We start from the raw sequence: 22,988 nt of genomic DNA, 5'->3' as shown, positions 1-22,988 counted from the left end.
TGGGCGCCAGGCTTGTCGGCTTCTGTCAGACTCTCGGACGCCCGAACACTCACCCACTGAACAGTTGTGTCACTTTCTGTACCAGCTCGTAGACGCCGTAGCACAGGGGGGCGCCCACCCAGAGCCAGGCGAAGGCGATGAGCGGTCGGCGGTCAGGCGGACTCGGGCTGCTGTCGTGCGACATCGGCTGCCTCCCTCGGTGCGGGGACGTGGTGACGGGGGTGGACGGGGCGCACGAACTCGTTGGCGACGAAGCCTACGACCAGCAGCCCGATCATGATCAGGAACGACATGCCGTAGAGGTCCGAGCCGTGCTTGCCCGCCGCCTCCTGGTGGTCCGCGATCCGGTTGACGATGAGCGGTCCGAGCACACCGGCCGTGGACCAGGCGGTGAGCAGCCGCCCGTGGATCGCCCCCACCTGGTAGGTGCCGAAGAGGTCCTTGAGGTAGGCCGGGACGGTGGCGAAGCCCCCGCCGTAGAAGGAGAGGATCACCAGGGCGCCGACGATGAACAGCGGCTTGGAGGAGTCCCCGAACCAGGCGATGAGCGCGTACATGAGCGCGCCGACGCCGAGGTAGACGCGGTAGATGTTCTTGCGCCCGATCAGGTCGGAGGTCGAGGACCAGCCGATCCGGCCGGCCATGTTGGCGGCGGACAGCAGGGCGACGAACCCGGCGGCCGCGGAGACGGACACGGGGGTGGAGGTGCCGGCGAAGAAGTCCGTGATCATCGGGGCGGCCTTCTCCAGGATGCCGATGCCCGCCGTCACGTTCATGCAGAGCACGATCCACAGGAACCAGAACTGCGGGGTGCGCACCGCGCTGCGCGCCGAGACCTGGACGCCGTCGAGCGCGCTCGGCCCGGACGCGACCGGGCGCTCGCCGCGCGGGACGCGCACCAGCAGGACACCGAGCGTCATGAACACGGCGTACGCGAGGCCGTGCACGAGGAAGGCGAGGGCGATGCCGGAGGAGTCCGACCCGAAGGACTTCAGCATCTGGGCGGACCAGGGCGAGGCGATCAGCGCGCCGCCGCCGAAGCCCATGATCGCGATGCCGGTGGCCATGCCGGGCCGGTCGGGGAACCACTTGATCAGGGTGGACACCGGGGATATGTAGCCGATGCCGAGGCCTGTCCCGCCGACGAATCCGTAGCCGAACACGATCAGCCAGTACTGCTCGGTGGCGGCGCCGAGCGCGGAGATCAGGAAGCCTGAGGAGAAGCAGACGAGGGCGACGGTCATCGCCCAGCGCGGGCCGTTGCGCTCGACGAGCGTGCCGCCGAACGCGGCGGACAGACCGAGCATCACGATGCCGAGCTGGAAGGGCAGCGCGCTCTCGGTCCCGCTGAGGCCGAGCGAGGATTCGAGGGGCGGCTTGAAGACGCTCCAGGCGTAGGCCTGGCCGATGGAGAGATGGACCGAGAGGGCGGCCGGCGGGACGAGCCAGCGGCTCCAGCCGGGGGGTGCGACAGGGGGGCTCATGATCCGGAACGATAGGAAGCGGTTGCCCGGCTGGGAACCCGCGTGACGCAAACCGTCGGGACGCGTGCGACGAGCGGTCCTCCTGACGCGACGAACGGTCGCGGAGGCGCGCCGGGCGGGCCCGCCGGCACCGGCCGGGTCGGGCACGTGGCCGATTCCCCTCCTGTGCCCGGTGCTTGTCGAATCCCTTGCCGCCACTCATTCCATCCTGTAGACAATATTTCGTCGACAGAGTTCGGAAGTTCCTCGGTACCCTCGACCGAACGGAGCGCCACACAGTGAGAGTCGCAGTTCTCGGCGCCGGTGCGATCGGCGCCTACGTCGGCGCCGCGCTGCACCGGGCGGGCGCCGACGTGCATCTGGTGGCCCGTGGACCGCATCTCGCGGCCATGAGGCAGCACGGCGTCCAAGTCATCAGTCCGCGCGGCGACTTCACCGCCCGGGCCCATGCCACCGACGACCCGGCCGAGATCGGTCCGGTCGACTACGTCTTCCTCGGCCTCAAGGCCAACTCGTACGCGGCGTGCGGGCCGCTCATCGAGCCGCTGCTGCACGACACCACGGCGGTGATCGCCGCCCAGAACGGCATTCCCTGGTGGTACTTCCACCGGCACGGCGGGCCCCACGACGGTCACCGTGTGGAGAGCGTGGACCCCGGCGGCGCGGTCAGTGCGGTGCTCGCGCCGGAGCGGGCCGTCGGCTGCGTCGTGTACGCCGCGACGGAGCTGGAGGGGCCCGGCGTCGTCCGCCACCTCGAAGGCACCCGGTTCTCCATCGGGGAGCCGGACCGGTCCGTCTCCGCGCGGTGCCGGGCCTTCGGCGACGCGATGCGGGAGGGCGGGCTGAAGTGCCCGGTCGAGCCGGATCTGCGCAACGACATCTGGCTCAAGCTGCTCGGCAACATCTCCTTCAACCCGATCAGCGCACTCGCCCGCGCCACGATGCGGCAGATGTGCCTGCACGGCGGGACGCGCAGGGTCATCGAGATCATGATGACCGAGACGCTGAGCGTCGCCGAGGCCCTCGGCTGCGAGGTGGGGGTGTCCATCGAGCGGCGCCTCGCGGGCGCCGAGCGGGTCGGGGACCACCGCACCTCCACGCTCCAGGACCTGGAGCGCGGCAAACCACTGGAGCTCGACGTGCTGCTCGCGGCCGTCGTGGAACTGGCCGAGATCACCGGGGTGCCGGTGCCGACCCTGCGCACCGTCCACGCCATCTCGGATCTGCTCGCGCTGCGGACGGCGGCGTGAGCGCGGAGCGGGCCGCGGGGCCGGGCGGCATGCGGTCCGCTCCGTCCGTGCAGGACAATGAGGGTCTGACGGTCACCCGGTCGCGCGACGGGCCGGTGGCCCGCACGGCAACCGCCGCATGAAGGGCCTCTCCGGCCGGCCGCACGGACAGAACCGGGACTGATCAGGACATGGGACGAGTCACGGAACGACGCAAGGTGATCCGCATCCGGGACGGGGCGGTGAACACCCGCCCCGACACGCTGGTCGCCGAGGAGCCGCTGGAGATCCGTCTCAACGGCAAGCCCCTCGCCATCACGATGCGCACCCCGGGCGACGACTTCGCGCTCGCGGCGGGCTTCCTGGTCAGCGAGGGGGTGCTGGGCGCGGCGGAGGAGCTGCAGAACATCGTGTACTGCGCCGGCGCCACCGTGGACGGCTCCAACAGCTACAACGTCGTCGACGTGCGGACCGCGCCGGGCGTCGTCATCCCCGACATCACGCTCGAACGCAACGTGTACACGACGTCCTCCTGCGGCCTGTGCGGCAAGGCGAGCCTCGACGCGGTCCGCACCACGGCCCGCTGGCCCGTCGACGACACGGCGGGCGACACGACTCCCCCGGTACGGCTGGAGCCCGAACTGCTCGCACGCCTCCCCGACCGGCTGCGCGCGGCCCAGCAGGTCTTCGACCGGACCGGGGGTCTGCACGCGGCGGCGCTGTTCACCGAGGACGGTGAGCTGGTGGACGTCCGCGAGGACGTGGGCCGGCACAACGCGGTCGACAAGCTGGTCGGCCGCGCCCTGCAGAACGGCACGCTCCCGCTGTCCCGGACGGTCCTGCTGGTCTCCGGCCGGGCCTCCTTCGAGCTGGCGCAGAAAGCGGTGATGGCCGGCATCCCGGTGCTGGCGGCGGTCTCCGCCCCGTCGTCGCTCGCGGTCGACCTGGCCGCGGAGACGGGCCTGACCCTGGTCGGCTTCCTGCGCGGCTCCAACATGAACGTGTACGCGGGCGAGCACCGGATCGCTCTGCGGGCCGCGGCCGCCCAGGGCTGACCCGGCTCCCCGCGACACGGCGGCGGGGCCCCGAACGGCGGGGTGCGCCCCCTGCGCCGGAGGGGCCCCGCCTCAGCCGCGTACCCCCCCCCCCGCGACCTCGGCGAACGCGGCGACCAGGGGTGCGGCGGCCCACCTCCCGGGCGAGGGACACCTGGTCGGGCGGGACGTCCGCGACGGGCACGTAGGCGATGTCCGGCCGGGAGTACTGCGCGGCCACGGGGTGGTCCGCACGGAGCTGTGGCGGAAGCTGCCCGCCGAGGACCGCGACGGACTGTTCGCGTCCGCCGCAGGCTCCCCGCCCGTCGGCCGGGCGGGCGAACCGGAGGACATCGCCGAGGCCCACCTGTACCTGATGCGCGGTGGCTGCAGCACCGGCTCGGTGGTCGTCGTGGACGGGCGCGGGGTGCCGGTCTGAGGAACGGCGCCGCCGGACGTGCGGCGCCGGGCCGAAGCGGGGCGCCGGACCGGCGGGCCGGTCCGGCACGCGCATCGGACGGGGCCGCGCGGTGGGACGCGCCGCACGGCGGGGCACATGGCCGGATGCACGTCCCGACACCCGGAATGCTCACCGGCGCCCGGCGCACCTCGGCGGGATCGTCGGTCCGCGGCGCCCATCGGGACGTGACGAGGCACACCGGCTCACCCGGTACCCGCACTGGGCCGCACACCGGCTTCCCCGGTCCGCCGCTCACCGACTCGTGAAGCGCACCTCCGCCGCCGCCACGACCGTGCCGAGGCGGGGGAAGTCCAGCCGGATGGAGGCGTCGTGCTCGGGGGCGGTGAACGCGGCCATCGCGTCCTCGACGAAGACGAGGTCGTAGCCGAGGTCTCCGGCGGCGCGCGCGGTCGACTCGACCCCGAGATTGGTGGCGATCCCGCCGAACACCAGGGTGGAGACACCATGTTCGCGCAGCTTGTCGTCGAGGCCGGTGCCCTGGAACCCGCCGATGGTCCGCTTCACGATCTCCAGGTCGCCCGCCTCGGCGAGCCCGGCGACGAGTCCGCTGCCGGGAGGCTGCTCGGGCACGCCGGACCGCTCGACCCGGACGAGCACGACGAGCGCGCCCGCCTTGCGGAAGGCGGCCGCCAACTCCTCCGCGGTGGCCAGGACTTCGGTGCCCTTGTGGGGCGCCAGGGGCAGCGCCACGATGCGCTCCATCAGATCGACGAGCACGAGGGCGGTGCACGCCGGATCGAGGGCGAGACGGGGTTCGGCTTCGGGTGCGGTCATGACGGAACGTTAGCCCGCATCAGCCGTCCGTACCGGAAATCCGGATCAACAGGCCCGTGAACTGCTCTCGCCGGGGCCGTCGGGCGGGGCACGGCGGGCCGGGGCGGCCCGCGTTCCCGCGGTCCCGGCCCCTCCCGCGCCCGTCCGCCGTACCGCCACGAACCGACACGCGCGGCCGTCCCGCGTCCGGTCCCACCGAGGCGGGCCGAGGCAAGGTGATCTTGCGCACGAACGCGCCGACGCCCCTGGCCGGGCAGGCGAAAACATGGCGTGAACACGACCGGTGCACGCTCCTTGTGAGGTGCGCGAGGCCCCAAGTAGCGTCTGCGGCGCGAACGTTGGACGTGGGATGTCCAGAGAATCCGGATTGCCCAGCCGTACGAAGGGCAGGTCGCACCATGCCGTCACGCCTCCGCAGCCGTCCGAGATCCGTCCTCGCCGCGCGACCGGGCCCGCGCTTACCCGCCCGCCGACGGCCCGTCTCCACCCCCCGACCGCGCCACCCCTCCCGCACCCGTCCGGTCGCCGCCCTCACGGCCCTCCTCGCCGCCGTCGCACTGCTCGCACTGCCCGGCACGGCCCACGCCGCACCGGCCGACACCGTCACGGCCGCCGCCACCGCTCCAGCCACCGCCACCGCGCCCGGCGCGTTCGAGCAACAGGTGCTGTTCAAGGCCTCCCAGGACCCCGGCTACGCCTGCTTCCGCATCCCGTCGGTCGTGCGGACCACCGACGGGACGCTGCTGGCGTTCGCCGAGGGACGCGTCCTGAACTGCGGCGACGCGGCGGACATCGACATCGTGGTGAAGCGCTCCGACGACGGCGGCCGCACCTGGAGCCCGCTGAGCGTCGTCAACGACGGGGAGGGCGACACCCACGGCAACCCCACCCCGGTCGTCGACCGCGAGACGGGCCGGATCCTGCTCGCCGAGACCTACAACACCGGCCGGACCGACAGCGCGAGCTGCTCCGTGCCGTGCGACCGCACCCCCCACCTCCAGTACAGCGACGACGACGGCCTCAGCTGGTCGCAGCCGCGCGACCTGAGCGACGAGATCCTGCCCGCGGACTGGAACTCCTGGTACGCCACCGGCCCGGTGCACGGCATCCAGCTCACCCGCGGACGCCACGCGGGACGCCTCGTCTTCGCCGTCAACACCGAGACGTGGAACGGCAGCCGGGTCACCGCCAACAACGCCGCGCTCATCACCAGTGACGACGGCGGCGACCACTGGGACATCGGCGCCCGGGACTCCTGGCCGATCGCGGACGACGGGACCTTCCGGCAGAAGCCGTCCGAGATGACGCTCACCGAGCGGACCGACGGATCGGTCCTGGTCAGCGGCCGCGAGCAGGACGGCACCGACCTGGGACACCGCACCCAGGCGGTGAGCCGGGACGGCGGCGACAGCTTCGTGTCGCCCTTCGCCGCCCTCCCCGACCTGTACGCGCCGCAGGTGCAGGGTTCGGTCCTGCGCGTCGGCGGCCGGATCCTGCTGGCCTGCCCCGGCGACCCGGACCGCCGCCGGACGATGATGATCCGCTCCTCCTACGACGGCGGCCGCACGTGGGACAGCGTCGACCGGGGCACCGTCGTGACCACCGACTGGTCGGGCTACTCCGACCTCGTGCGGATCGACGGCGACGCGGTGGGCCTGCTGTACGAGGGCGGCGCGGTCGACGCACGCGACGAGATCCGCTTCGCCCGCTTCACCGAGGACTGGCTCCGGCCCCGCCGGGGCCCCGACCCGACGACCGCCGACCTCGTGCCGTTCGCCCGGCCCGCCGCGGTCCTCGGCGGTGCCCACGAGACGGCGGGCGTCCGGGGCGGGGCGCTGGAGTTCGACGGCACCGACGACGCCGTACGCCTGCCCTACAGCAGCCGACTACCGCTGGGCGTGAAGGACTTCACGGCCTCCCTCTGGTTCCGTTACACGGCCACCACCGGTGAACAGCCCCTGCTGTGGATGGGCGGGATCGGGACGACACAGCCCCAGGTGTGGGTGCGCGGGGAGCCGGCGTCCGGCCGGATCACCGGTCTCATCACCACGAGGAACGGTGCGGCGGCCCCGGCCACCGCGTCCGTGCGGACCACGGGCGCGTACAACGACGGCCGGTGGCACCGTCTGGCGCTGCGCCGCGGCGGCGGGCAGCTCACCCTGTCCGTCGACGGGGTGGCCGTGAGCACCGCGGACGTGCCCGGATCTGTCAGCCGGAACGCACCGTTCGGGGTTCACATCGGCCAACGGACCGACAGCCGCGCCTACTTCACCGGTGCCATCGACGACGTGCGCGTCCAGGACCGGGCGTTGAGCGACGCCGAGCAGGCGGCCGGGCACGCGGCGCACGTCACCCGCGACACCGTCCTGTGGCTCCCCATGGACCGGGTGCGCGGAGGCCGCTAACGTCCCGCCCGTGCCCGACGACGCAACGCGGCGACGGCGGACCGGGACCGGGCTCGGCGTGCTGCTGGCCCTGGTCTCGGCCGCCGTGCTGCTCACCGCCCTCCCGGACCGCGACCGGGAGGGCGGCGACACGTGCGCCGCCCGCACCGTCCGGTCGTGGACCGTGGACGCCCGGCGCACGGACGCGTTCGCGCGGTACGGGGACGACGCCGGCCGCGCCGACGACTGGACCGGCGGCGACGGGACCCACTCGGTGCGGCTGCCGGACGGCCGGGTGCTGTGGCTGTTCTCGGACACCTATCTCGGGCGGGTGTACGCGCCGCCGAACCCGGTCGGCGAGTCGTACGCCTGGCGTGACGCGAGCACACCCCTCGTGCGCAACGCGGCGGTCGTGATGTCGCGCGACGGCCGACTGCTGAGCACGCTGCCCGCGCCGCTGTTCCCCGACCCGGCGCCCCAGCAGTGGCGCTGGCCGGTGGCGGCCCGCGTCGAACCCCGCTCCCCCGGCTCCGGCGAGCAGGTCCTGCGCGTCCTGCTGTGGACGCGCTCCACGGGCCCGGCGCCCTGGATCTACGGGGTGCCCGTGGCCACCGAGGTCGCCACGCTGTCCCTGCCCGCGCTGCGCCTCGAAGGCATCACGACGGTCCTGGACCAGCGTCCCGTGCGGGACGCCTCCCAGCGGGTCCTCCTCGGCACCACGGCCGTCGACGCGGACGGCTGGACCTACGTCTTCGGCGGCGACGACGGCCGCGCCGTCGGGCGCCCGGCGTCGCGGGCGTACGTGGCGCGGGTGCCGAGCGGCCGGCTCGGCGAGCCGGGGGCCTGGGAGTACTGGGACGGCACGGCGTGGACGGTACGGGGACGTCCCGCGCCGGTGCTCGGGAACGGCCGGAGCACGGGTGTGGGCAGCGCGTTCACCGTCGTGCGGGACGGCGGGACGTACGTCCTGTTCACCATGGCGGCGGGCACCGCGGGCCTGACCACGGTCGCCTCGTACTGGGCGTGCGCGCCGACCGGGCCCTGGCACGGGCCCGGCAGGGGCTTCCGTCCGCCGCTGCCCCGGGGCGAGGTGGCCGCGTACAACCCGCAGGCCCATCCCGAACTGGACGGGGGCGGCCGGATCGTCCTGAGCTACGACGTCAACTGGCTGGACACCACGGGCGGTGCGGCACAGACGAACCTCAGCCGGAACGTGTCCCTGTACCGACCGCGCTTCGTGACGCTGCGCCTGGGGGCGCCTTCCTAGGGTTCCCGCCCGGTCCGGCCGTGCCGCCCGCACCGCGCGTTCGGCCGGTGCCCGTCGTCGCGTCCGGGCGGTCCGGTCCGGTCCCGTCGGACGGTCCCGTCGCCTCGGGGTCGCGGGCGCGGCGCTTGGCGATCACCGCGCACACCATCAGCTGCATCTGGTGGAAGAGCATCAGGGGGAGCACGGCGAGCGAGGCGTGGGCGCCGAACAGCACGCTGGCCATGGGCAGTCCGGAGGCGAGCGACTTCTTCGACCCGGCGAACTGAAGGGCGATCCGGTCCTCCCTCCCGAAGTGCAGCGCCTTGCCGCCGTACCAGGTGAGGACCAGCATCACGGCGAGCAGCACCGCCTCGACGGCCAGGAGCCCCGCCAGCCGCACGGCGCTGACCTGGTGCCAGATGCCCTGCACCATGCCCTCGCTGAACGCGGTGTAGACGACGAGCAGGATCGACCCGCGGTCGACGTAGCCGAGGACCTTCTTGTGCCGGGTGATGAACGCGCCGATCCAGGGCCGCAGCACCTGTCCGGCGACGAACGGGACGAGCAGTTGCAGCACGATCTTGACGAGCGAGTCGGCGGAGAACCCGCCGCCGCTGTTGCCGAGCAGGGCGGCGGCGAGCAGCGGCGTGACGACGATGCCGGCCAGCGAGGAGAAGGAGCCGGCGCAGATCGCGGCGGGCACATTGCCGCGCGCGATCGAGGTGAAGGCGATCGACGACTGGATGGTCGAGGGAACGAGGGTGAGGAAGAGCAGACCGGTGTACAGGTCGTGCGTCAGGAAGACCGGGACCAGGCCCCGGGCGGCGAGGCCGAGCAGCGGGAACACCACGAAGGTGCACACCAGCACCGTGGTGTGCAGCCGCCAGTGCTTGACGCCCTCCACCGCCTCACGGGTCGACAGCCGGGCGCCGTACAGGAAGAAGAGGAACGCGATCGCCGCCGTGGACGCCCCCGAGGCGACGTCCGCCCCCGTCCCGCTCGCCGGGAACAGGGCGGCGAGCCCCACGGTCCCGAGCAACAGCAGGATGTACGGATCGATCGGCATCCAACTCGGCCACTGCAGGCGTTTCACGGTGCTCCACTACTCGCTCGGTGCGTCGGTCGGGGCCGGCCGGGGTGCCGTGCGGGCCGGCCCGGATCGTGCCCTCTCCATCGTCCTCTCCCCCTGCGCGATCGGGAATCCTTCACACCGCTCTGACTGTCATCACGTTCCACGATAACGTGGCCGGCATGTACGACCCTTCGCAGCTGCGTACGTTCCTTGCGGTGGCGCAGACCCTCAGCTTCACGCAGGCAGCCCGGCGGCTCGGGGTGCGCCAGTCGACGGTCAGCCAGCACGTGCGGCGGCTGGAGGACGCGGCGGGGCGGCAGTTCTTCTCCCGGGACACGCACTCCGTGGAGCTCACCGAGGACGGCGAGGCGATGCTCGGGTTCGCGCGGCGGATCCTGGAGGTGCAGGACCAGGCCACGGCGTTCTTCGCGGGGACACGGCTGCGCGGCCGGCTGCGCTTCGGCGCCTCCGAGGACTTCGTGCTCACCCGGCTGCCCGAGATCCTGGAGGGGTTCCGCTCCGACCATCCCGAGGTCGACCTGGAGCTGACGGTCGAGCTGTCGGGCATCCTGCACGAGCGGTTGGCGGCGGGCCACCTCGATCTGGTGCTGGCGAAGCGGCGGCCCGAGGACCCGGTCGGCCAACTCGTCTGGCACGACCACCTGGTGTGGATCGGCGCCCCGCGGCTGCGCCTCGACCCCGACCGCCCGGTGCCGCTGATCGTCTATCCGCCACCGGGCATCACCCGGGCCCTCGCCCTGGAGGCGCTGGAGCTCCAGGGCCGGTCCTGGCGCATCGCCTGCACCAGCGGCAGCCTCAACGGGCTGATCGCCGCGGCCCGCGCGGGTCTCGGCGTCATGGCGCACTCCCGGGGACTCGTGCCGCCGGGGCTGGTCCGGGTCCCGGAGCGGGCGGGCCTGCCCACGCTGGGCGAGGTGGACTTCGTGCTGGTGCACGGGCGACGGAGGCCGTCGGCACAGGGGGCGGCGGACGCGCTCGCGGCGGCGGTCCTGGCCGGCGGGGACCGGCTGCACCGGGGGCGGCGCGGCTGACGGAGGTCGGCGGGGCGGGGTGTACGTGAGCCGCTCGACCCGGCGCAGGAACGGCGTGGTCTCCACGTACCGGACACCGTCGAGCCGGCCGAGCGGGCCGCTCAGCTGCGCGGCGAGGCCGGCCGTGTCGGGGACGACGGCGGTCACCTCCTTCACGGGAGCGACGACCTTCGCGGTCGTGCGGGCGGGGTCCGACGGCTGGGCCTCGGCCGTGACCACCGGCTCCTTCGCGGTCGCGGCGGCGCGCTGCTCGCCTTCGTCATCGTCGAGTGGCGGGGGGCGGGTGGCGGGGCCGCTGCTCGGTCCGGCGCTGCCGCGCAAGCCCGCCTTCGTCGGCGTGATGCTGGGCCGGTGGGGGCTGCCGCGGGCTCGGGAAGCGCGCCGCGCCGGGCGGGAAGGGGGGTCCCGGGGTCGGCCGGGAGGGTTCGGGGGGCTCCCGGAGGGGGAGGATTCCTCTCCGGCGCGGGTGGCGCCGCGGACTGGTGCGGGGTCGTACAGATTCCGTGGAGATTGCGGACCCGAAACCTACGGAACCGTAGGCAATTCTGTCCGGCCCTTCCCCTTGTGCGGGCATTTCCTCGGCTGACCAGTGCGGACGCCGTGTCCGTCGGCGGTTCGAGCCCCCTCCCGTCCGCTCTCGGGGTGGGGTAGCTTTCACGGCGCTGTGCGGAGCGCCACGAGGAGCGGTATTGCGCGAGTTCACCAACCCCCCGTTGGCGTCGGCGCCGCCGGTGGGCGGCCTGGCCGACGTCGTCTTCGAGTATGCCCAGGAGGATCCGCTGCGCATCGCGCTCGGCCGCAAGGACGAGCGGGGAGAGTGGCGCGACGTCACCGCCGCCGAGTTCCGCGACGAGGTCCTGGCCCTGGCCAAGGGCCTCCTCGCCCAGGGCGTGCGGTTCGGCGACCGCGTCGCCATCATGTGCCGCACCCGCTACGAGTGGACCCTCTTCGACTTCGCCCTGTGGACGGTCGGCGCCCAGGTCGTGCCCGTCTATCCCACGTCCTCCGCCGAGCAGGTCTTCTGGATGCTGCACGACGCGCAGGTGTCGGCGATCATGGTGGAGCACGAGGACCACGCGATGACCATCGCCACGGTCGTGGACCGGCTGCCCACGCTGCAGCAGCTGTGGCAGCTCGACGCGGGCGCGGTGCACGAGCTGTACGAGGCCGGCGCGCACATCGACGACGACGTGGTGCACCGGCACCGCCGGGCCGTCACCCCCGAGTCGACCGCGACGATCATCTACACCTCGGGGACGACGGGGCGGCCCAAGGGCTGTGTCCTGTCGCACGAGAACTTCATGTTCGAGGCGGACACCGTCATCGAGCGCTGGGAGCCGGTCTTCCACTCCAAGCGCGGCGACGAGGCGGCGACCCTGCTGTTCCTGCCGCTCGCGCACGTCTTCGGGCGGATGGTGCAGGTGGCCGCGGTGCGCGGGAGGGTCAAGTTCGGGCACCAGCCGCAGCTGAACGCGGCCGCGCTGCTGCCGGACCTGGCCGCCTTCCGGCCGACCTTCTTCCTGGCCGTGCCCTACATCTTCGAGAAGGTGTTCAACGCCGCGCGCCGCAAGGCCGAGAAGGAAGGCAGATCGGGCCCCTTCGAGAAGGCCGTCGACGTCGCCGTGCGCTACGCGGACGCCGTCGAGTCGAAGGCCTGGGGCATCGGCCCCGGCCCCTCCGCGAGTCTGCGCATGCAGCACCAGGTCTTCGACAAGCTCGTCTACTCCAAGGTGCGGGCCGCGATGGGCGGCCGGGTCAAGCACGCCATGTCGGGCGGTTCGGCGATGGACCGGCGGCTCGGACTGTTCTTCGCGGGCGCGGGCGTCGTCATCTACGAGGGCTACGGGCTCACCGAGTCCACGGCCGCCGCGACCGCGAACCCGCCCGAGCGCACCCGGTTCGGCACCGTCGGACAGGCCATCCCGGGCACCACCGTGCACATCGCGGACGACGGCGAGATCTGGCTGCACGGCGGCAACGTGTTCCAGGGCTACCTCAACAACGACAAGGCCACGGACGCCACCCTGCACGACGGCTGGCTCGCCACCGGTGACCTCGGCTCCCTGGACGAGGACGGCTATCTCACGATCACCGGGCGCAAGAAGGAGATCCTGGTGACCTCCGGGGGCAAGAGCGTCTCGCCGGGCGTGCTGGAGGAGCGGGTGCGCGACCATCCGCTGGTGGCGCAGTGCATCGTGGTCGGCAACGACCGTCCCTACATCGCGGCGCTCGTCACCCTCGACTCCGAGGCGGTCGAGCACTGGCTCCAGATGCGGGGCAAGCCGCAGCTGGCCGCCGGCGACCTGGTGCGCGACGCCGACCTGGAGACCGAGGTGCGGCGCGCCGTGGTCGCCGCGAACACGCTGGTCTCGCAGGCCGAGTCGATCCGTACGTTCCGGATACTGGCCCACCAGTTCACCGAGGAGCACGGGCTGCTCACCCCCTCGCTGAAGCTGAAGCGCAAGGCGATCGAGAAGGCGTACACGACGGAGGTCGAGGCGCTGTACCGGGCGTAGCGGCAGGACGGCGCGGGCGCGGTACGCGGCGAAGGCCGGCGCGGTGGGGTCGGCGCGGTGGGGTCGGCGCGGTGGGGTCGGCGCGGTGGGGTCGGCGCGGTGGGCCTTTCGGCCAATCTGTATTTCACAGGACCACGGGCCCGGTCAGGAATGCATCACGGGCCGTGATCGTTGACCATGGGAGTACCACCCGACGACTGAAGGATCGAGAGCTCGTGAGCAAGGTCCCCCCGATCATCCTGAACAACGGCGTCGAGATGCCGCAGCTGGGCTTCGGTGTCTGGCAGGTGCCGGACGACGAGGCGGAGCGGGCGGTCGCCACCGCGCTGGAGTCCGGGTACCGCAGCATCGACACCGCGGCGATCTACGGCAACGAGGAGGGCACCGGCAAGGCCATCGCCGCGTCGGGCGTCCCCCGCGAGGAACTCTTCGTCACCACCAAGCTCTGGAACAGCGACCAGGGGTACGACTCCACCCTGCGCGCCTTCGACACCTCGCTGGAGAAGCTGGGCCTGGACCACGTGGATCTGTACCTGATCCACTGGCCGATGCCCTCCCGCGGCACGGCGATCGAGTCGTTCAAGGCCTTCGAGAAGATCCACGCCGACGGCCGCGCCAAGGCCATCGGCACGTCGAACTTCCTGCCGGAGCACCTGGCGAAGCTGATCGACGAGACGTCCGTCATCCCGGCCGTCAACCAGATCGAGCTGCACCCGCACCTCCAGCAGAACGCCGCCCGTGAGTTCCACGCGGAGCAGGGCATCACGACCGAGGCCTGGTCGCCGCTGGGCCAGGGCAAGGGCCTCCTGGAGGTTCCGGCGATCGTCGCGATCGCCCAGAAGCACGGCCGCACCCCCGCACAGGTCGTCCTGCGCTGGCACATCCAGCTCGGCAACGTCGTGATCCCGAAGTCCGTGACCCCGTCGCGGATCAAGGAGAACATCGACGTGTTCGACTTCTCCCTCGACACCGAGGACATCGCCGCCATCTCCGCCCTGAACGAGGACCGCCGGCTCGGCCCGGACCCGGCCACCTTCGAGATCGGCTGACCGGACCGCACCGGCCACCACCGCCGGCCCGGACGCTTCGAAGCGTCCGGGCCGGCGGTGTTTTTCGCATCCTGGACCGGACCGACTCCGCGGAAGGTCTTGACGCGGTCATGCAAGGAGGGCCACCTTGTACGGCAACCCAGTAAGGAAAGTTTCCTAACAGAAGGGTTCCCCCACAGTGCGCACTCGAACACTGACCCTGTCCGCGGCCGCCTGCGCCGCGCTCCTGGCCGGCGCCGCCCTCCCGGCCCAGGCCTCAGGAACCGTCAACCCCCGCTCGGCACAGGAGGGATCGGTCAGCGCGGCCTCCCTTCTCGCCAAGGTGACGTCCTGTTCGCAGATCTCCAGCGGCAAGTACCGCACCGACGAGGAGACGTCGGCCACGATTCCCGTGTGCGGCAAGAACGGCGCCGTGTTCTGGAAGGCCGACATGGACATCGACTGCGACGGCCAGGTCACCAGCAGGTGCAGCGCCGACACCGACCCCTGGTTCCAGGACGACACGGCCTTCCATCAGTCCAACGGCCAGCCGCTGCGCGCCGATTCGCTGCCCTACGTGGTGGTGCCGTCCACCAGCAGCATCTGGAAGTACACGAGTTCGGGCATCAAGGGCGGCGGCGTGGTCGCCGTCATATACAACAACAAGGTCGAGTACGCGGTGGTCGGCGACACCGGTCCGACGAGCATCATCGGTGAGGCCTCGTACGCCACGGCGAGCGCGCTCGGCATCGACCCCGACCCGGAGACGGGCGGCACCGACTCCGGCGTGACGTACATCGTGTTCAAGAACTCGCAGGTGTCGCCCATCGAGAGCCACACCGCGGCCGTGACGCTCGGCAATTCGCTGGCCCAGCAGTTCCTGGCCGCCAACTGACCGACGTCGCCGCGCCGTCGGCCGCTCCCCGCAGCAGGTTCGCGCGGAGCGGCCGGTGGCCGGTCTCCCGCGCCGGTGAGGCCGTTCGCGCGGCACGGCCTCACCGGCCGCCGGGTTCAGGCGGGCTGGCCGATCGGGCGGACGACCACGGTGTTCACGTCGACCCCCGCGGGCTGCCCGACGGCCCACACGATCGAGTCGGCGAGCTGGTCCGCCGTCAGGAGATGTCCCGGCGGCAGGCTCCCGTAACTGTCCCAGAACGGCGTCTCCACCCGCCCGGGGGAGATCAGGGTCACGCCCACGCCGAACTCGGTGACCTGACGCCGGGTGTTCTCGGCGAGCCCGGTCACCGCCCACTTGGTGGCCCCGTAGATGTTGCCGGGCGTGTTCACGTGCCCCGCCACACTGCCGATCAGCACGATGCGGCCACGGCTCTCCTTGAGCGCCTCGACGGACGCCCTGATGAGCAGCGCGGGCCCGAGCACGTTCGTCAGCACCATCTCGGTCCAGCCGGCCGGGTCGCCCTCGGCGACCGTGTCGTGCGTCGCGAATCCCGCGTTGGCGACGACGGTGTCGAGCCGTCCGAACTCCTTGAGCGTCGCCTCGACCGCCGCCCGCACCTGGTCGTACTCGGCCGCGTGTCCGACGAGCGTCAACAGCCCCTCGGGGTTGCCGAGTTCCTCCGCGAACTCGCGCAGCCGCTCCGCCCCGCGCCCCGTCACGGCCACCCGGTGCCCGGCACCGAGCAGCCGCCGCGCTACCGCGGCTCCGATACCGCTGCCGCCGCCGGTGACGAGGGCCACGGGAGCGTCGGAGGCCGGCACGGCTCCGTCGTCACGGCCGGTGTCGGTGTCGGATGTGGCGCGCGTGTCGGTCATGGTCTACCCCCAGAGAGTCCGGCCGACCGCCTCGCGGACGGCCCGTCCGCGGGTCCGCACTGCCACGGACCGGTGTACGGCGGACCCCGGGAGTCCATCACTTGGAGCGCTCTCGATGTCAAGGGGCGCCCAGCATAGGGGACTTGGGTGACCGGCCCGCCGTCTCGGGGCCTCCGTCGCACGGACCCTCGCCGGTGCCGGGCCTGCCGACCGCTACTCCGGTGCCGGGCCTGCGGACCGCTGCTCCGGCTTCACACCCACGTGCACCGTCATCGCCGTCAGGACGAACGTGTCGGTGCGGTGGTGGACGCTCGCCTTGTCGTCGGGGTCGAGGAGGCGGTCGAGGGTGGTGACGTCCTCGGGGGTGAGACCCTCGGCGAGGCCGTCGCGCCGGCGGGCGAGGGAGGCGACGACGAAGGCGCGGGCCTCGTCCGACAGAGGGGCGGGGAGGTCGACGAGGAAGGTGCGGGTCGCTGCGTGGCGCAGACCGACGGCGGTGAGCAGGGCCGGCCAGTCCTCCGTCTCGGACACCGCGCCGGGCAGGTCCTCCCGCATCCGCGTGAACCACTCGTCGTGCACGGCGTCGACGCGGGCCTGCAGGCCCGGCCGGCCGATGCCGATGTCGCGCGGCAGGAACCGCGTGGGCAGGCCGCCTTCGAGGAGGGCGAGGGTCCCGCCCGGGGCCAGACCGCGCACGAATGCCGCGAGGGCCGCGCGCTGGTCGCCGACGTGGTGGAGCGAGCGACTGGCCCAGATCAGGTCGGCGGGGTACTCGACGTCCCCGATGCCGTCCTGGAGTTCGGCCTCCACGGTGCTGAAGCGGTCGGCGACGCCGAGACGTTCGGCGCGGGACCGGGCCTCCGCGAGCAGTGGTTCCGCGCCGTCCACGGCGACGACCCGCGCGCCGGGAAAGGTCTCGGCGAGCAGGCAGGAGACGACGCCGGGGCCACTGCCCGCGTCCACGACCAGTCCCGGCTCGGGGCGCTGCTCGCGCAGCCACGACGCGGCCTCGGTGTAGGCCGGGGAGAACAGCTCCGCCTCCCGCACCAGCAGCGGAAGCATCTCGGCGAAGTCCACGTGGGTGTGACCGTGGGTGGGGCCGTGGGTGCGGCCGTGCGCGTGCTGGTGGGCGGGAGCACCGGCCACCGCGTCCCGCTGGTGCGCCGGGTCGTGCCCGTGGTCGTGGTCCTGTGCCATGGCGGAAGCCTCTCTCTCGGGATGCCGACAGCGTGCCCGCGCTTCCCGGAAACGGCCAGTCGCCTTGCTCGAACGGCAAAAAGAGGGGCTCCGCCCGAGGGCCGCGGGGCGGCGAACGGACGGGGCCGGTCGCGGTGGAGCCCGTGATCCGTCGGGGGGATCGGGGCGGGTGGCCGGCCGTCGCGTGGAGATCCGTGGAGTGGGCGCGGGGACGATGTCCTCCCGGCCCCGGGGCGCCTGGCCCGGGGGCGTCGTCCGGCCGGGAGGTGTTTGCCCGGCGCCGGGAGGCCGCGGCCCCCTCCCGCGAAGGGGGCCGCGCAGCGTCACGCGTCCCGGACGGCGTCCGGCCGGCTACGACGGCCCCGGCGCCGGCCCGGTGCCCGGGCCGCTCGGCAAGGACCGCCGCCCGTCGGTCACTTGCTGACGGCGAACCGCATGAGGGCGTTCTCGTCACCCTGCTTGATCTTCCCGGTCAGATTGATCACCTGGAGCTTCCAGGCATTGCCGTCACGCTGGGCCTTGGCCACCGCGCAGCCGTTGTCCTGCGACAGCAGGCTCGGCCAGATGTCGGCGACCTGCGTGCTGCTGCCCCCGGTGGCGTCGTACACCTTGAAGCTGATGTTGCGCGCCTTCTGGAAGGAGCTTCCCTTCTTGTAGGCGGCGGCGATGAACACGATGGACGTGATGTTGGGCGGGACGCGGGCGAACTCGACGGTGACGGTCTCGTCGTCGCCGTCCCCGCGGCCGGTCTGGTTGTCGCCGCTGTGCAGCAGCGAGCCGTTGCCCATCGGGTCGAGGGAGTCGAGGCCCGCGAGGCGCACCGGTTCGCCGCCCTGCATGGCGATGGCGATCAGGTCGAGGTCGGTTCCACTCTTGCGTCGGAGCGCGCCCAGCACCCCGCCGCTGCTTCCGGAGGTGGGGTCCCAGGACACCCCTATGGACAGGTGGGTGACACCGTCCAGATCCGCCGGGCCGTCTTCCTTGGTGAGCGTCATCATGCGTGGATCATCCTCTGCGAGATGGGACTGCGTCAGGCAAATTGTGCCTGGGGACTCTCGGCCCGTGAGCCGGGGCCTTCGATCGGGGGCCTGGCACGCGCTATGTCTCGTCCTCCCCCGCTGCGCCTCCGCCTCTCAGCCGCACCTCTCCGGAGAGGGACCCGCCGGGCGACACCGCCCCGGCGTCCAGGACCGTGTCCACCGCGGGGCCGCCCACGCCGGTCGCCCCCAGCAGCCGTTCGAACACCATGCCGGCGTTGCTCCTTCACTCGTCGCACTGGTCGTTCCCTGCCGGCCGGTGCAACGCCGGCCGCCCTGTCAGAACTCACCGGGGTGGCAAAGAAGTTCCCAAGTCGCCTGATCGGAGGTGCTTTCCCGCCCGACGGGACCGGCGGGCGGAGGGGACGTGGTCACGTCCGCGGCGCGTACCTCCGGGCCAGTTCGGCGACCGTCGCGCCCAGGCGGGCGCGGAGTTCGGGAGGTTCCAGGACCTCGATCGCCGTACCGAGACGCAGGAACTCGTCGTGCGCCCGGTCGACCGACTCGATGGGGACAGTGACCCGTGTCCAGCCGTCCTCCTCCGTACGCCCGTTGTCCTCGACCGCCCGTCCCGTGAGGCCGCCCGGGGCCGCGCCGGGCGCGATCCGCAGAACCGCCTCCGCCCGGTGCAGCCGGTCGTGGAAGTCACGCTGGTACCGAGTCCAGTAGGCCGTCAGGTCGAAGTCGTCCGGGCGGGTGAACTCCTCGCCGGGAGTCCTGAGTTCGAGGATCTGGTCGACGCGGAAGGTACGCGGTCCCGGGCCGGCGACGACGTACCAGCGGCCCGCCTTGAGGACGAGGGCGTAGGGCTCCAGGCGGCGCTCCACGTCGGTCGGCTCCCGCCAGCGGCGGTAACGGACATGCAGGACACGGCTGTTCCAGACGGCGTCCGCGACGGCGGGGAGGTACGGGGTCGCGTCGGCGTCGGCGTACCAGCCCGGCGCGTCCAGGTGGAAGCGTCCGGAGATCCGGTCGGCGTGCTCGCGCAGCTCGTGCGGGAGGGCGGCGCGCACCTTGAGCTGGGCGGCGGCGAGGACCGCGCCGAGGCCGAGTTCCGCGGCCGGTCCGGGCACCCCGGCGAGGAAGAGGGCCTCGGCCTCCTCGGTGGTGAGGCCGGTGAGACGGGTGCGATAACCGCCGAGGAGCCGGTAGCCGCCCGCGTGCCCCGCGTCCCCGTAGAGCGGTACGCCCGCCGCGCTCAGGGCCTCGACGTCGCGGTACACCGTCCGGACCGACACCTCCAGCTCCTCGGCGAGCTGGGCCGCGGTCAGCCGTCCACGGGTCTGGAGCAGCAGGAGGATCGAGACGAGACGGCTGGACTTCACTGACACAGGATGTCAGTGGAGCGGGCCTAGCGTCCTGCCATGGCTTCGACGACCTCCCTGCAGTCCGACGGTTCCCCGGGTTCGGCCGGTTCCGCCGGTTCCCCTCCCGCACCCCCCGGCTCCGGGTCCCCCGGCGCCTTCCGGGAGAAGTTCCTCACCGTGCCGCCGCCCGTCGAGGTGGCGGGGCGGTGGATCAAGCGCTACCACGTCACCTCCGACCCGGCCGGTGTCGAACCCGACGTCGAGCGCGCGGCGTACGCGGCGCTGCCGGGGCTGCTGCCCGAGCCGGACGGCACTCCCCCGGCCACGTTCGTCGTCCTGCACCGGGGTGCCGACTCCGGCGCCTATCTGAACGCCTACAGCTGGGTGTGGGACAACGTGCTGCACTTCCGGGGCGCCGCCGCCGGCCAGCCGGTGCTGGGATGCCCGGACCGGGACCCGACCCGTTTCGTCCGGCCCGACCTGCCGTGGATCGGCTGTGTCTGGGAGCTGCCGCCGATCCTGCACGAGCGGGACGCCTGGGTACGGCACCTGCTCGCCCCCGACGTGCCCGATCTGAAGGCCTACGTGGCCGACTCGCTGCCCGAGGGGACCACGGGAGACCGCTCGTGAACACCGCCCACGACACCGCCGCCGCATCCCACGACTTCGACTTCCTGCACGGCGACTGGGACGTCCTGAACACCCGGCGTACGGACTTCCTCGACCCGGACGGCGACTGGGTCCGGTTCCCGGCGACCAGCCGCTGCTGGAACCTGTTCGGCGGGGCCGCGAACCTCGACGAGCTGGACGTGCCGGACCAGGGCTGGAAGGGGCTGACCCTGCGGCTCTTCGACGTGGAGAGCGGACGGTGGTCGCTGAACTGGTCGTCCAGCCGCAGCGGGAGGCTGTTCCCGCCGGTGCTGGGGAGGTTCGGGCCGGACGGACGGGGCGTGTTCTTCGGGGACGACACCCACGAGGGCAAGGAGGTGCGGGTGCGGTACCTGTGGTCGGGGATCTCGGCGACCACCGCTCGCTGGGAGCAGGCGTTCTCGCTGGACGGCGAGCGGACCTGGCTGTCCAACTGGACGATGGACTTCACCCGGCGGACGGCCGACTGAGCAGCCTGTCGGGGGAGTTCAGATCCTGCGGAAGGCCCGCAGGGTGAACTCCGGTTCCGGGCGGGGGCTGTCGGGGGCGGGCAGTGCCTCGACACGGCCGGCGAGCCGCGGGCCGCCGGTGACGTACAGCCGGCCCGCCCGGATCTGCTCGGCGACGCGGCGCGGGGTCCGGCCCTGCCCGTGGCCCCGGAACAGGGCGGTCCCGTCCGGCGTGAGGCCGTGCTCGACGGCGTACGCGGTGACGCGGGCCGAACCGTCGGCCGCGTGCCCGGCCCGGTGGGGCGCGCACAGCGCGTCGATGTCGCTGCCGACATCGTGGGCGGCGGCCTTGTCGACGGTGGTGACGAGCACGCCGCCGGGGCGCAGCAGCCGGGCGGCCTCGGCGACCACGGGCCGCGCGTCGTCCAGCAGATGCAGCAGCCAGACCACCGACACGGTGTCGAACGACGCCTCCGGGAAGGGCAGTCGGCGGGAGTCGGCGCGGACGACGGCGCCGGGGAGACGAGTGGCGGCTCTGCGGGCCATGCCGTGCGCCGCGTCCGCGCCCAGCACCCGGAGCCCCGGCCGCCCGGCGGCGAGCCGCCGGGTCACGATGCCGGTTCCGCAGGCCAGGTCGAGGAGCGTCCGGGCTCCGCCGGGGACCAGGGTGAGGACGGCGTCGGCGGCCGCGGCGGCCCGTGGCTCGCCGCCCCGGGTGGCGTCGTACCGGTCGGCTTCCCTGTCGTAGTCCAGCACGTGGGTCAGTGTGCTCCGTGGCCCGGGGCGAGGTCCTCCACCCTGCGGGCGAGGTCGAAGTCGAGGGCGGTGACGGCGCCGCCGACGCTGTGCGTGTTCACGGTGAGGGCGATCGTGTTGTAGCCGAGGGTGAGGTCGGAGTGGTGGTCGAGTTCCTCCTGCACCTGCGCGATGTGCACGACCATCGCGGTCGCCGCGAAGTGCGAGGCGAGCCGGTAGGAACGGGCGAGCCGGTCGCCGTCGAGGGACCAGCCGGGCAGCCCCGCCAGCCGCTCCTCGATGTCCTTCTGCGCCAGCGGTTCGACGGCCATGAGCGGGTTCCCTTCGTACGGCGGAGCTGGGGGACGTTCCCTCAGCGTGCCACAGCCGGGCGGACCCGGCCGGGCGCCGTCGGGGAGCCGCGCGGGCTCCGGGCCGCCCCGCGTCACCGGCGGACGCACTCCGCGGCGAGGTCGTCCGCCAGGAGGGTGATCGTGGCGCGGCCCTCGACCTGCTCCAGCCATTCGTGCGGCAGCCCGTGGTCGCCGTGCAGGGCGCCCAGGAGGTTCCCGCACAGCGAGCCGGTGGAGTCGCTGTCGCCCGAGTGGTTCACGGACAGCAGCAGCGCGTCGGTGACCGTGTATTCGACGAGGGCGCAGTAGACGGCGACGGCAAGCGCCTCCTCGGCGATCCAGCCGGCGCCGAGTGACGCGACCTTCTCCGCGCTCGGAGCGCCCTCGGAGGCGAGGTCGAGGGCCCGGTTCAGCGCCGTCGTGGTCTCCTCGTGGGCGGGGTGGCGGGCGAGCAGCCGGAGCGCGCGCAGGACCGCGCCCTCCAGGGAGTCCCCGGCGACGAGGTGGGTGACGATCGCGGCGAGCGCGCCGGACGCGTAGGAGGCGGTCGGGTGGCCGTGGGTCATCCGCGAGCAGCGGGCGGCCATGGCGAACGCCGACTCGGCCGAGGTCCGGGTGAGTCCGAAGGGCGCGGAGCGCATCACCGAGCCGCAGCCCTTGGAGTCCGGGTTGACGGGTCCGGGCGGGCCGAGTTCGCTCGCCGGGTCGGGGCAGTACTCGCGCTCGCGGAGCCCGGAGAGGCAGGCGTTGCCGGGGGCCCGGCGGGCGTACAGCCAGGTCTGCGCGGCGAGTCCGCCGCGCACGTCCGGGGCGGGTCCGGGCGCGGTCTGGGTGTCCAGCCAGCGTCCGTACGCCGTGCGCACGAGCCGGGACCAGCCGCCGCCGATCCCCTTGTGCCGCTCCCGCGCGTGCGCCTGCTGGAGGCCCTCCGCGGTGAAGAGGGTCATCTGGGTGTCGTCGCTGACCAGGCCGACGGAGCCGGAGCCGTCGGCGACCGGGCCCCGCAGGCCGCGCGGGCCGTGCGCCGCGCGGATGGCGTCCAGCGCGTCGAACTCGACCGGGTAGCCGAGGGCGTCGCCGAGTGCGCCGCCGAGCAGACAGCCGCGGACGCGCGCCCGGTATCGGGCCTCGGCGTCCCAGGACAGGTTCCCCAGCTCGTTCACGTGCCACTCCTCGACTACGGTCCTCG

Annotated in this window: 21 protein-coding genes and 1 pseudogene; 11 read left to right on the top strand and 11 right to left on the bottom strand. The window is 72.9% G+C overall.

Features of this window, described 5'->3' with window-relative positions:
• Positions 1 to 152: 152 nt before the first annotated feature.
• A complete protein-coding gene (locus B0675_RS20405; RefSeq protein ID WP_081221905.1) occupies positions 153 to 1,484 on the bottom strand; it encodes an OFA family MFS transporter in 1,332 nt (443 codons plus the stop codon).
• A 278-nt stretch (positions 1,485 to 1,762) separates the two neighbouring features.
• Here B0675_RS20405 and B0675_RS20400 point away from each other — a divergent pair, with 278 nt between their 5' ends.
• The 3 genes from B0675_RS20400 (at position 1,763) to B0675_RS20390 (ending at position 4,186) form a co-directional block, all read left to right on the top strand.
• The gene (locus B0675_RS20400; RefSeq protein ID WP_081220247.1) at positions 1,763 to 2,734 is read left to right on the top strand and encodes a 2-dehydropantoate 2-reductase; all 972 of its coding nucleotides are present in this window, start codon (positions 1,763 to 1,765) and stop codon (positions 2,732 to 2,734) included.
• Between the two features lie 170 nt (positions 2,735 to 2,904).
• The gene (fdhD, locus tag B0675_RS20395) at positions 2,905 to 3,768 is read left to right on the top strand and encodes a formate dehydrogenase accessory sulfurtransferase FdhD (protein WP_081220246.1); all 864 of its coding nucleotides are present in this window, start codon (positions 2,905 to 2,907) and stop codon (positions 3,766 to 3,768) included.
• Positions 3,769 to 3,991: 223 nt separating this feature from the next.
• Positions 3,992 to 4,186 carry a hypothetical protein gene (locus B0675_RS20390; RefSeq protein WP_241539823.1) on the top strand — a complete coding sequence of 65 codons (195 nt, stop codon included), beginning with the start codon at positions 3,992 to 3,994 and terminating at the stop codon, positions 4,184 to 4,186.
• A 273-nt stretch (positions 4,187 to 4,459) separates the two neighbouring features.
• Here the strand turns inward: B0675_RS20390 and B0675_RS20385 are convergent, their stop codons facing one another.
• Positions 4,460 to 5,002, bottom strand: a complete 543-nt coding sequence (locus B0675_RS20385; protein ID WP_081220245.1) for an isochorismatase family protein — start codon at positions 5,000 to 5,002, stop codon at positions 4,460 to 4,462.
• A gap of 398 nt (positions 5,003 to 5,400) precedes the next feature.
• On the opposite strand from B0675_RS20385, the gene B0675_RS20380 reads away from it, so the two are divergent.
• Together B0675_RS20380 and B0675_RS20375 are read left to right on the top strand one after the other, a co-directional pair.
• Positions 5,401 to 7,407: a sialidase family protein gene (locus B0675_RS20380; RefSeq protein ID WP_179165331.1), complete on the top strand. Its 2,007-nt coding sequence runs from the start codon at positions 5,401 to 5,403 to the stop codon at positions 7,405 to 7,407.
• Between the two features lie 10 nt (positions 7,408 to 7,417).
• Positions 7,418 to 8,653, top strand: coding sequence for a DUF4185 domain-containing protein (locus B0675_RS20375; protein WP_081220244.1), 1,236 nt, complete (start codon positions 7,418 to 7,420; stop codon positions 8,651 to 8,653).
• Here B0675_RS20375 and B0675_RS20370 read toward each other — a convergent pair.
• Positions 8,589 to 9,698: a bile acid:sodium symporter family protein gene (locus B0675_RS20370; protein WP_081220243.1), complete on the bottom strand. Its 1,110-nt coding sequence runs from the start codon at positions 9,696 to 9,698 to the stop codon at positions 8,589 to 8,591. The two genes, B0675_RS20375 and B0675_RS20370, sit on opposite strands and share 65 nt — an antisense overlap.
• A gap of 185 nt (positions 9,699 to 9,883) precedes the next feature.
• On the opposite strand from B0675_RS20370, the gene B0675_RS20365 reads away from it, so the two are divergent.
• The 4 genes from B0675_RS20365 to B0675_RS20350 all read left to right on the top strand — a co-directional run bounded on the left by B0675_RS20365 (position 9,884) and on the right by B0675_RS20350 (position 15,195).
• Positions 9,884 to 10,756 carry a LysR substrate-binding domain-containing protein gene (locus B0675_RS20365; RefSeq protein WP_081221903.1) on the top strand — a complete coding sequence of 291 codons (873 nt, stop codon included), beginning with the start codon at positions 9,884 to 9,886 and terminating at the stop codon, positions 10,754 to 10,756.
• Between the two features lie 689 nt (positions 10,757 to 11,445).
• On the top strand, positions 11,446 to 13,272 hold the full coding sequence (locus B0675_RS20360) for an AMP-dependent synthetase/ligase (RefSeq protein WP_081220242.1): 1,827 nt from the start codon (positions 11,446 to 11,448) through the stop codon (positions 13,270 to 13,272).
• A 257-nt stretch (positions 13,273 to 13,529) separates the two neighbouring features.
• Positions 13,530 to 14,321, top strand: a complete 792-nt coding sequence (locus B0675_RS20355; protein WP_081221902.1) for an aldo/keto reductase — start codon at positions 13,530 to 13,532, stop codon at positions 14,319 to 14,321.
• 178 nt (positions 14,322 to 14,499) lie between these two features.
• Positions 14,500 to 15,195: a glycoside hydrolase family 75 protein gene (locus tag B0675_RS20350; protein WP_081220241.1), complete on the top strand. Its 696-nt coding sequence runs from the start codon at positions 14,500 to 14,502 to the stop codon at positions 15,193 to 15,195.
• A gap of 116 nt (positions 15,196 to 15,311) precedes the next feature.
• Here the strand turns inward: B0675_RS20350 and B0675_RS20345 are convergent, their stop codons facing one another.
• The 5 genes and pseudogenes from B0675_RS20345 to B0675_RS20325 all read right to left on the bottom strand — a co-directional run bounded on the left by B0675_RS20345 (position 15,312) and on the right by B0675_RS20325 (position 19,632).
• A complete protein-coding gene (locus B0675_RS20345) occupies positions 15,312 to 16,073 on the bottom strand; it encodes an SDR family oxidoreductase (protein ID WP_241539822.1) in 762 nt (253 codons plus the stop codon).
• 213 nt (positions 16,074 to 16,286) lie between these two features.
• A complete protein-coding gene (locus B0675_RS20340; protein WP_081220240.1) occupies positions 16,287 to 17,270 on the bottom strand; it encodes a class I SAM-dependent methyltransferase in 984 nt (327 codons plus the stop codon).
• A 413-nt stretch (positions 17,271 to 17,683) separates the two neighbouring features.
• On the bottom strand, positions 17,684 to 18,268 hold the full coding sequence (locus tag B0675_RS20335; RefSeq protein WP_081220239.1) for a TerD family protein: 585 nt from the start codon (positions 18,266 to 18,268) through the stop codon (positions 17,684 to 17,686).
• A gap of 121 nt (positions 18,269 to 18,389) precedes the next feature.
• A pseudogene (locus B0675_RS20330) lies at positions 18,390 to 18,518 on the bottom strand (sporulation protein); the annotation flags it as partial.
• A 160-nt stretch (positions 18,519 to 18,678) separates the two neighbouring features.
• A complete protein-coding gene (locus B0675_RS20325) occupies positions 18,679 to 19,632 on the bottom strand; it encodes a YafY family protein (RefSeq protein WP_081220238.1) in 954 nt (317 codons plus the stop codon).
• 39 nt (positions 19,633 to 19,671) lie between these two features.
• Here B0675_RS20325 and B0675_RS20320 point away from each other — a divergent pair, with 39 nt between their 5' ends.
• Together B0675_RS20320 and B0675_RS20315 are read left to right on the top strand one after the other, a co-directional pair.
• Positions 19,672 to 20,244, top strand: coding sequence for a hypothetical protein (locus tag B0675_RS20320; protein WP_241539821.1), 573 nt, complete (start codon positions 19,672 to 19,674; stop codon positions 20,242 to 20,244).
• Complete coding sequence (locus tag B0675_RS20315; protein ID WP_081220237.1) at positions 20,241 to 20,732, top strand: hypothetical protein; 492 nt, start codon at positions 20,241 to 20,243, stop codon at positions 20,730 to 20,732. Before B0675_RS20320 ends, B0675_RS20315 begins: the two co-directional genes overlap by 4 nt.
• Before the next feature lie 18 nt (positions 20,733 to 20,750).
• Here B0675_RS20315 and B0675_RS20310 read toward each other — a convergent pair whose 3' ends face one another.
• The 3 genes from B0675_RS20310 to B0675_RS20300 form a co-directional block, all read right to left on the bottom strand.
• Positions 20,751 to 21,467 carry a class I SAM-dependent methyltransferase gene (locus B0675_RS20310; RefSeq protein WP_081220236.1) on the bottom strand — a complete coding sequence of 239 codons (717 nt, stop codon included), beginning with the start codon at positions 21,465 to 21,467 and terminating at the stop codon, positions 20,751 to 20,753.
• Between the two features lie 5 nt (positions 21,468 to 21,472).
• Positions 21,473 to 21,778, bottom strand: coding sequence for a 4a-hydroxytetrahydrobiopterin dehydratase (locus B0675_RS20305; RefSeq protein WP_081220235.1), 306 nt, complete (start codon positions 21,776 to 21,778; stop codon positions 21,473 to 21,475).
• Positions 21,779 to 21,891: 113 nt separating this feature from the next.
• Positions 21,892 to 22,962: an ADP-ribosylglycohydrolase family protein gene (locus tag B0675_RS20300; protein WP_081220234.1), complete on the bottom strand. Its 1,071-nt coding sequence runs from the start codon at positions 22,960 to 22,962 to the stop codon at positions 21,892 to 21,894.
• Positions 22,963 to 22,988 lie beyond the last annotated feature (26 nt).

This window comes from Streptomyces sp. M41(2017) (genome assembly GCF_002078175.1).
Classification (GTDB): domain Bacteria; phylum Actinomycetota; class Actinomycetes; order Streptomycetales; family Streptomycetaceae; genus Streptomyces.
Note: the sequence above shows the minus strand (reverse complement) of the source record. Positions and strands in the feature narration are given on the sequence as shown.

Coding starts and splice junctions, on each gene's coding strand:
- B0675_RS20405 (WP_081221905.1), bottom strand. CDS start 1,484: ATGAGCCCCCCTGTCGCACCCCCCGGCTGGAGCCGCTGGCTCGTCCCG.
- fdhD (WP_081220246.1), top strand. CDS start 2,905: ATGGGACGAGTCACGGAACGACGCAAGGTGATCCGCATCCGGGACGGG.
- B0675_RS20385 (WP_081220245.1), bottom strand. CDS start 5,002: ATGACCGCACCCGAAGCCGAACCCCGTCTCGCCCTCGATCCGGCGTGC.
- B0675_RS20380 (WP_179165331.1), top strand. CDS start 5,401: ATGCCGTCACGCCTCCGCAGCCGTCCGAGATCCGTCCTCGCCGCGCGA.
- B0675_RS20370 (WP_081220243.1), bottom strand. CDS start 9,698: ATGCCGATCGATCCGTACATCCTGCTGTTGCTCGGGACCGTGGGGCTC.
- B0675_RS20365 (WP_081221903.1), top strand. CDS start 9,884: ATGTACGACCCTTCGCAGCTGCGTACGTTCCTTGCGGTGGCGCAGACC.
- B0675_RS20355 (WP_081221902.1), top strand. CDS start 13,530: ATGCCGCAGCTGGGCTTCGGTGTCTGGCAGGTGCCGGACGACGAGGCG.
- B0675_RS20345 (WP_241539822.1), bottom strand. CDS start 16,073: ATGACCGACACGCGCGCCACATCCGACACCGACACCGGCCGTGACGAC.
- B0675_RS20340 (WP_081220240.1), bottom strand. CDS start 17,270: ATGGCACAGGACCACGACCACGGGCACGACCCGGCGCACCAGCGGGAC.
- B0675_RS20335 (WP_081220239.1), bottom strand. CDS start 18,268: ATGATGACGCTCACCAAGGAAGACGGCCCGGCGGATCTGGACGGTGTC.
- B0675_RS20320 (WP_241539821.1), top strand. CDS start 19,672: ATGGCTTCGACGACCTCCCTGCAGTCCGACGGTTCCCCGGGTTCGGCC.
- B0675_RS20305 (WP_081220235.1), bottom strand. CDS start 21,778: ATGGCCGTCGAACCGCTGGCGCAGAAGGACATCGAGGAGCGGCTGGCG.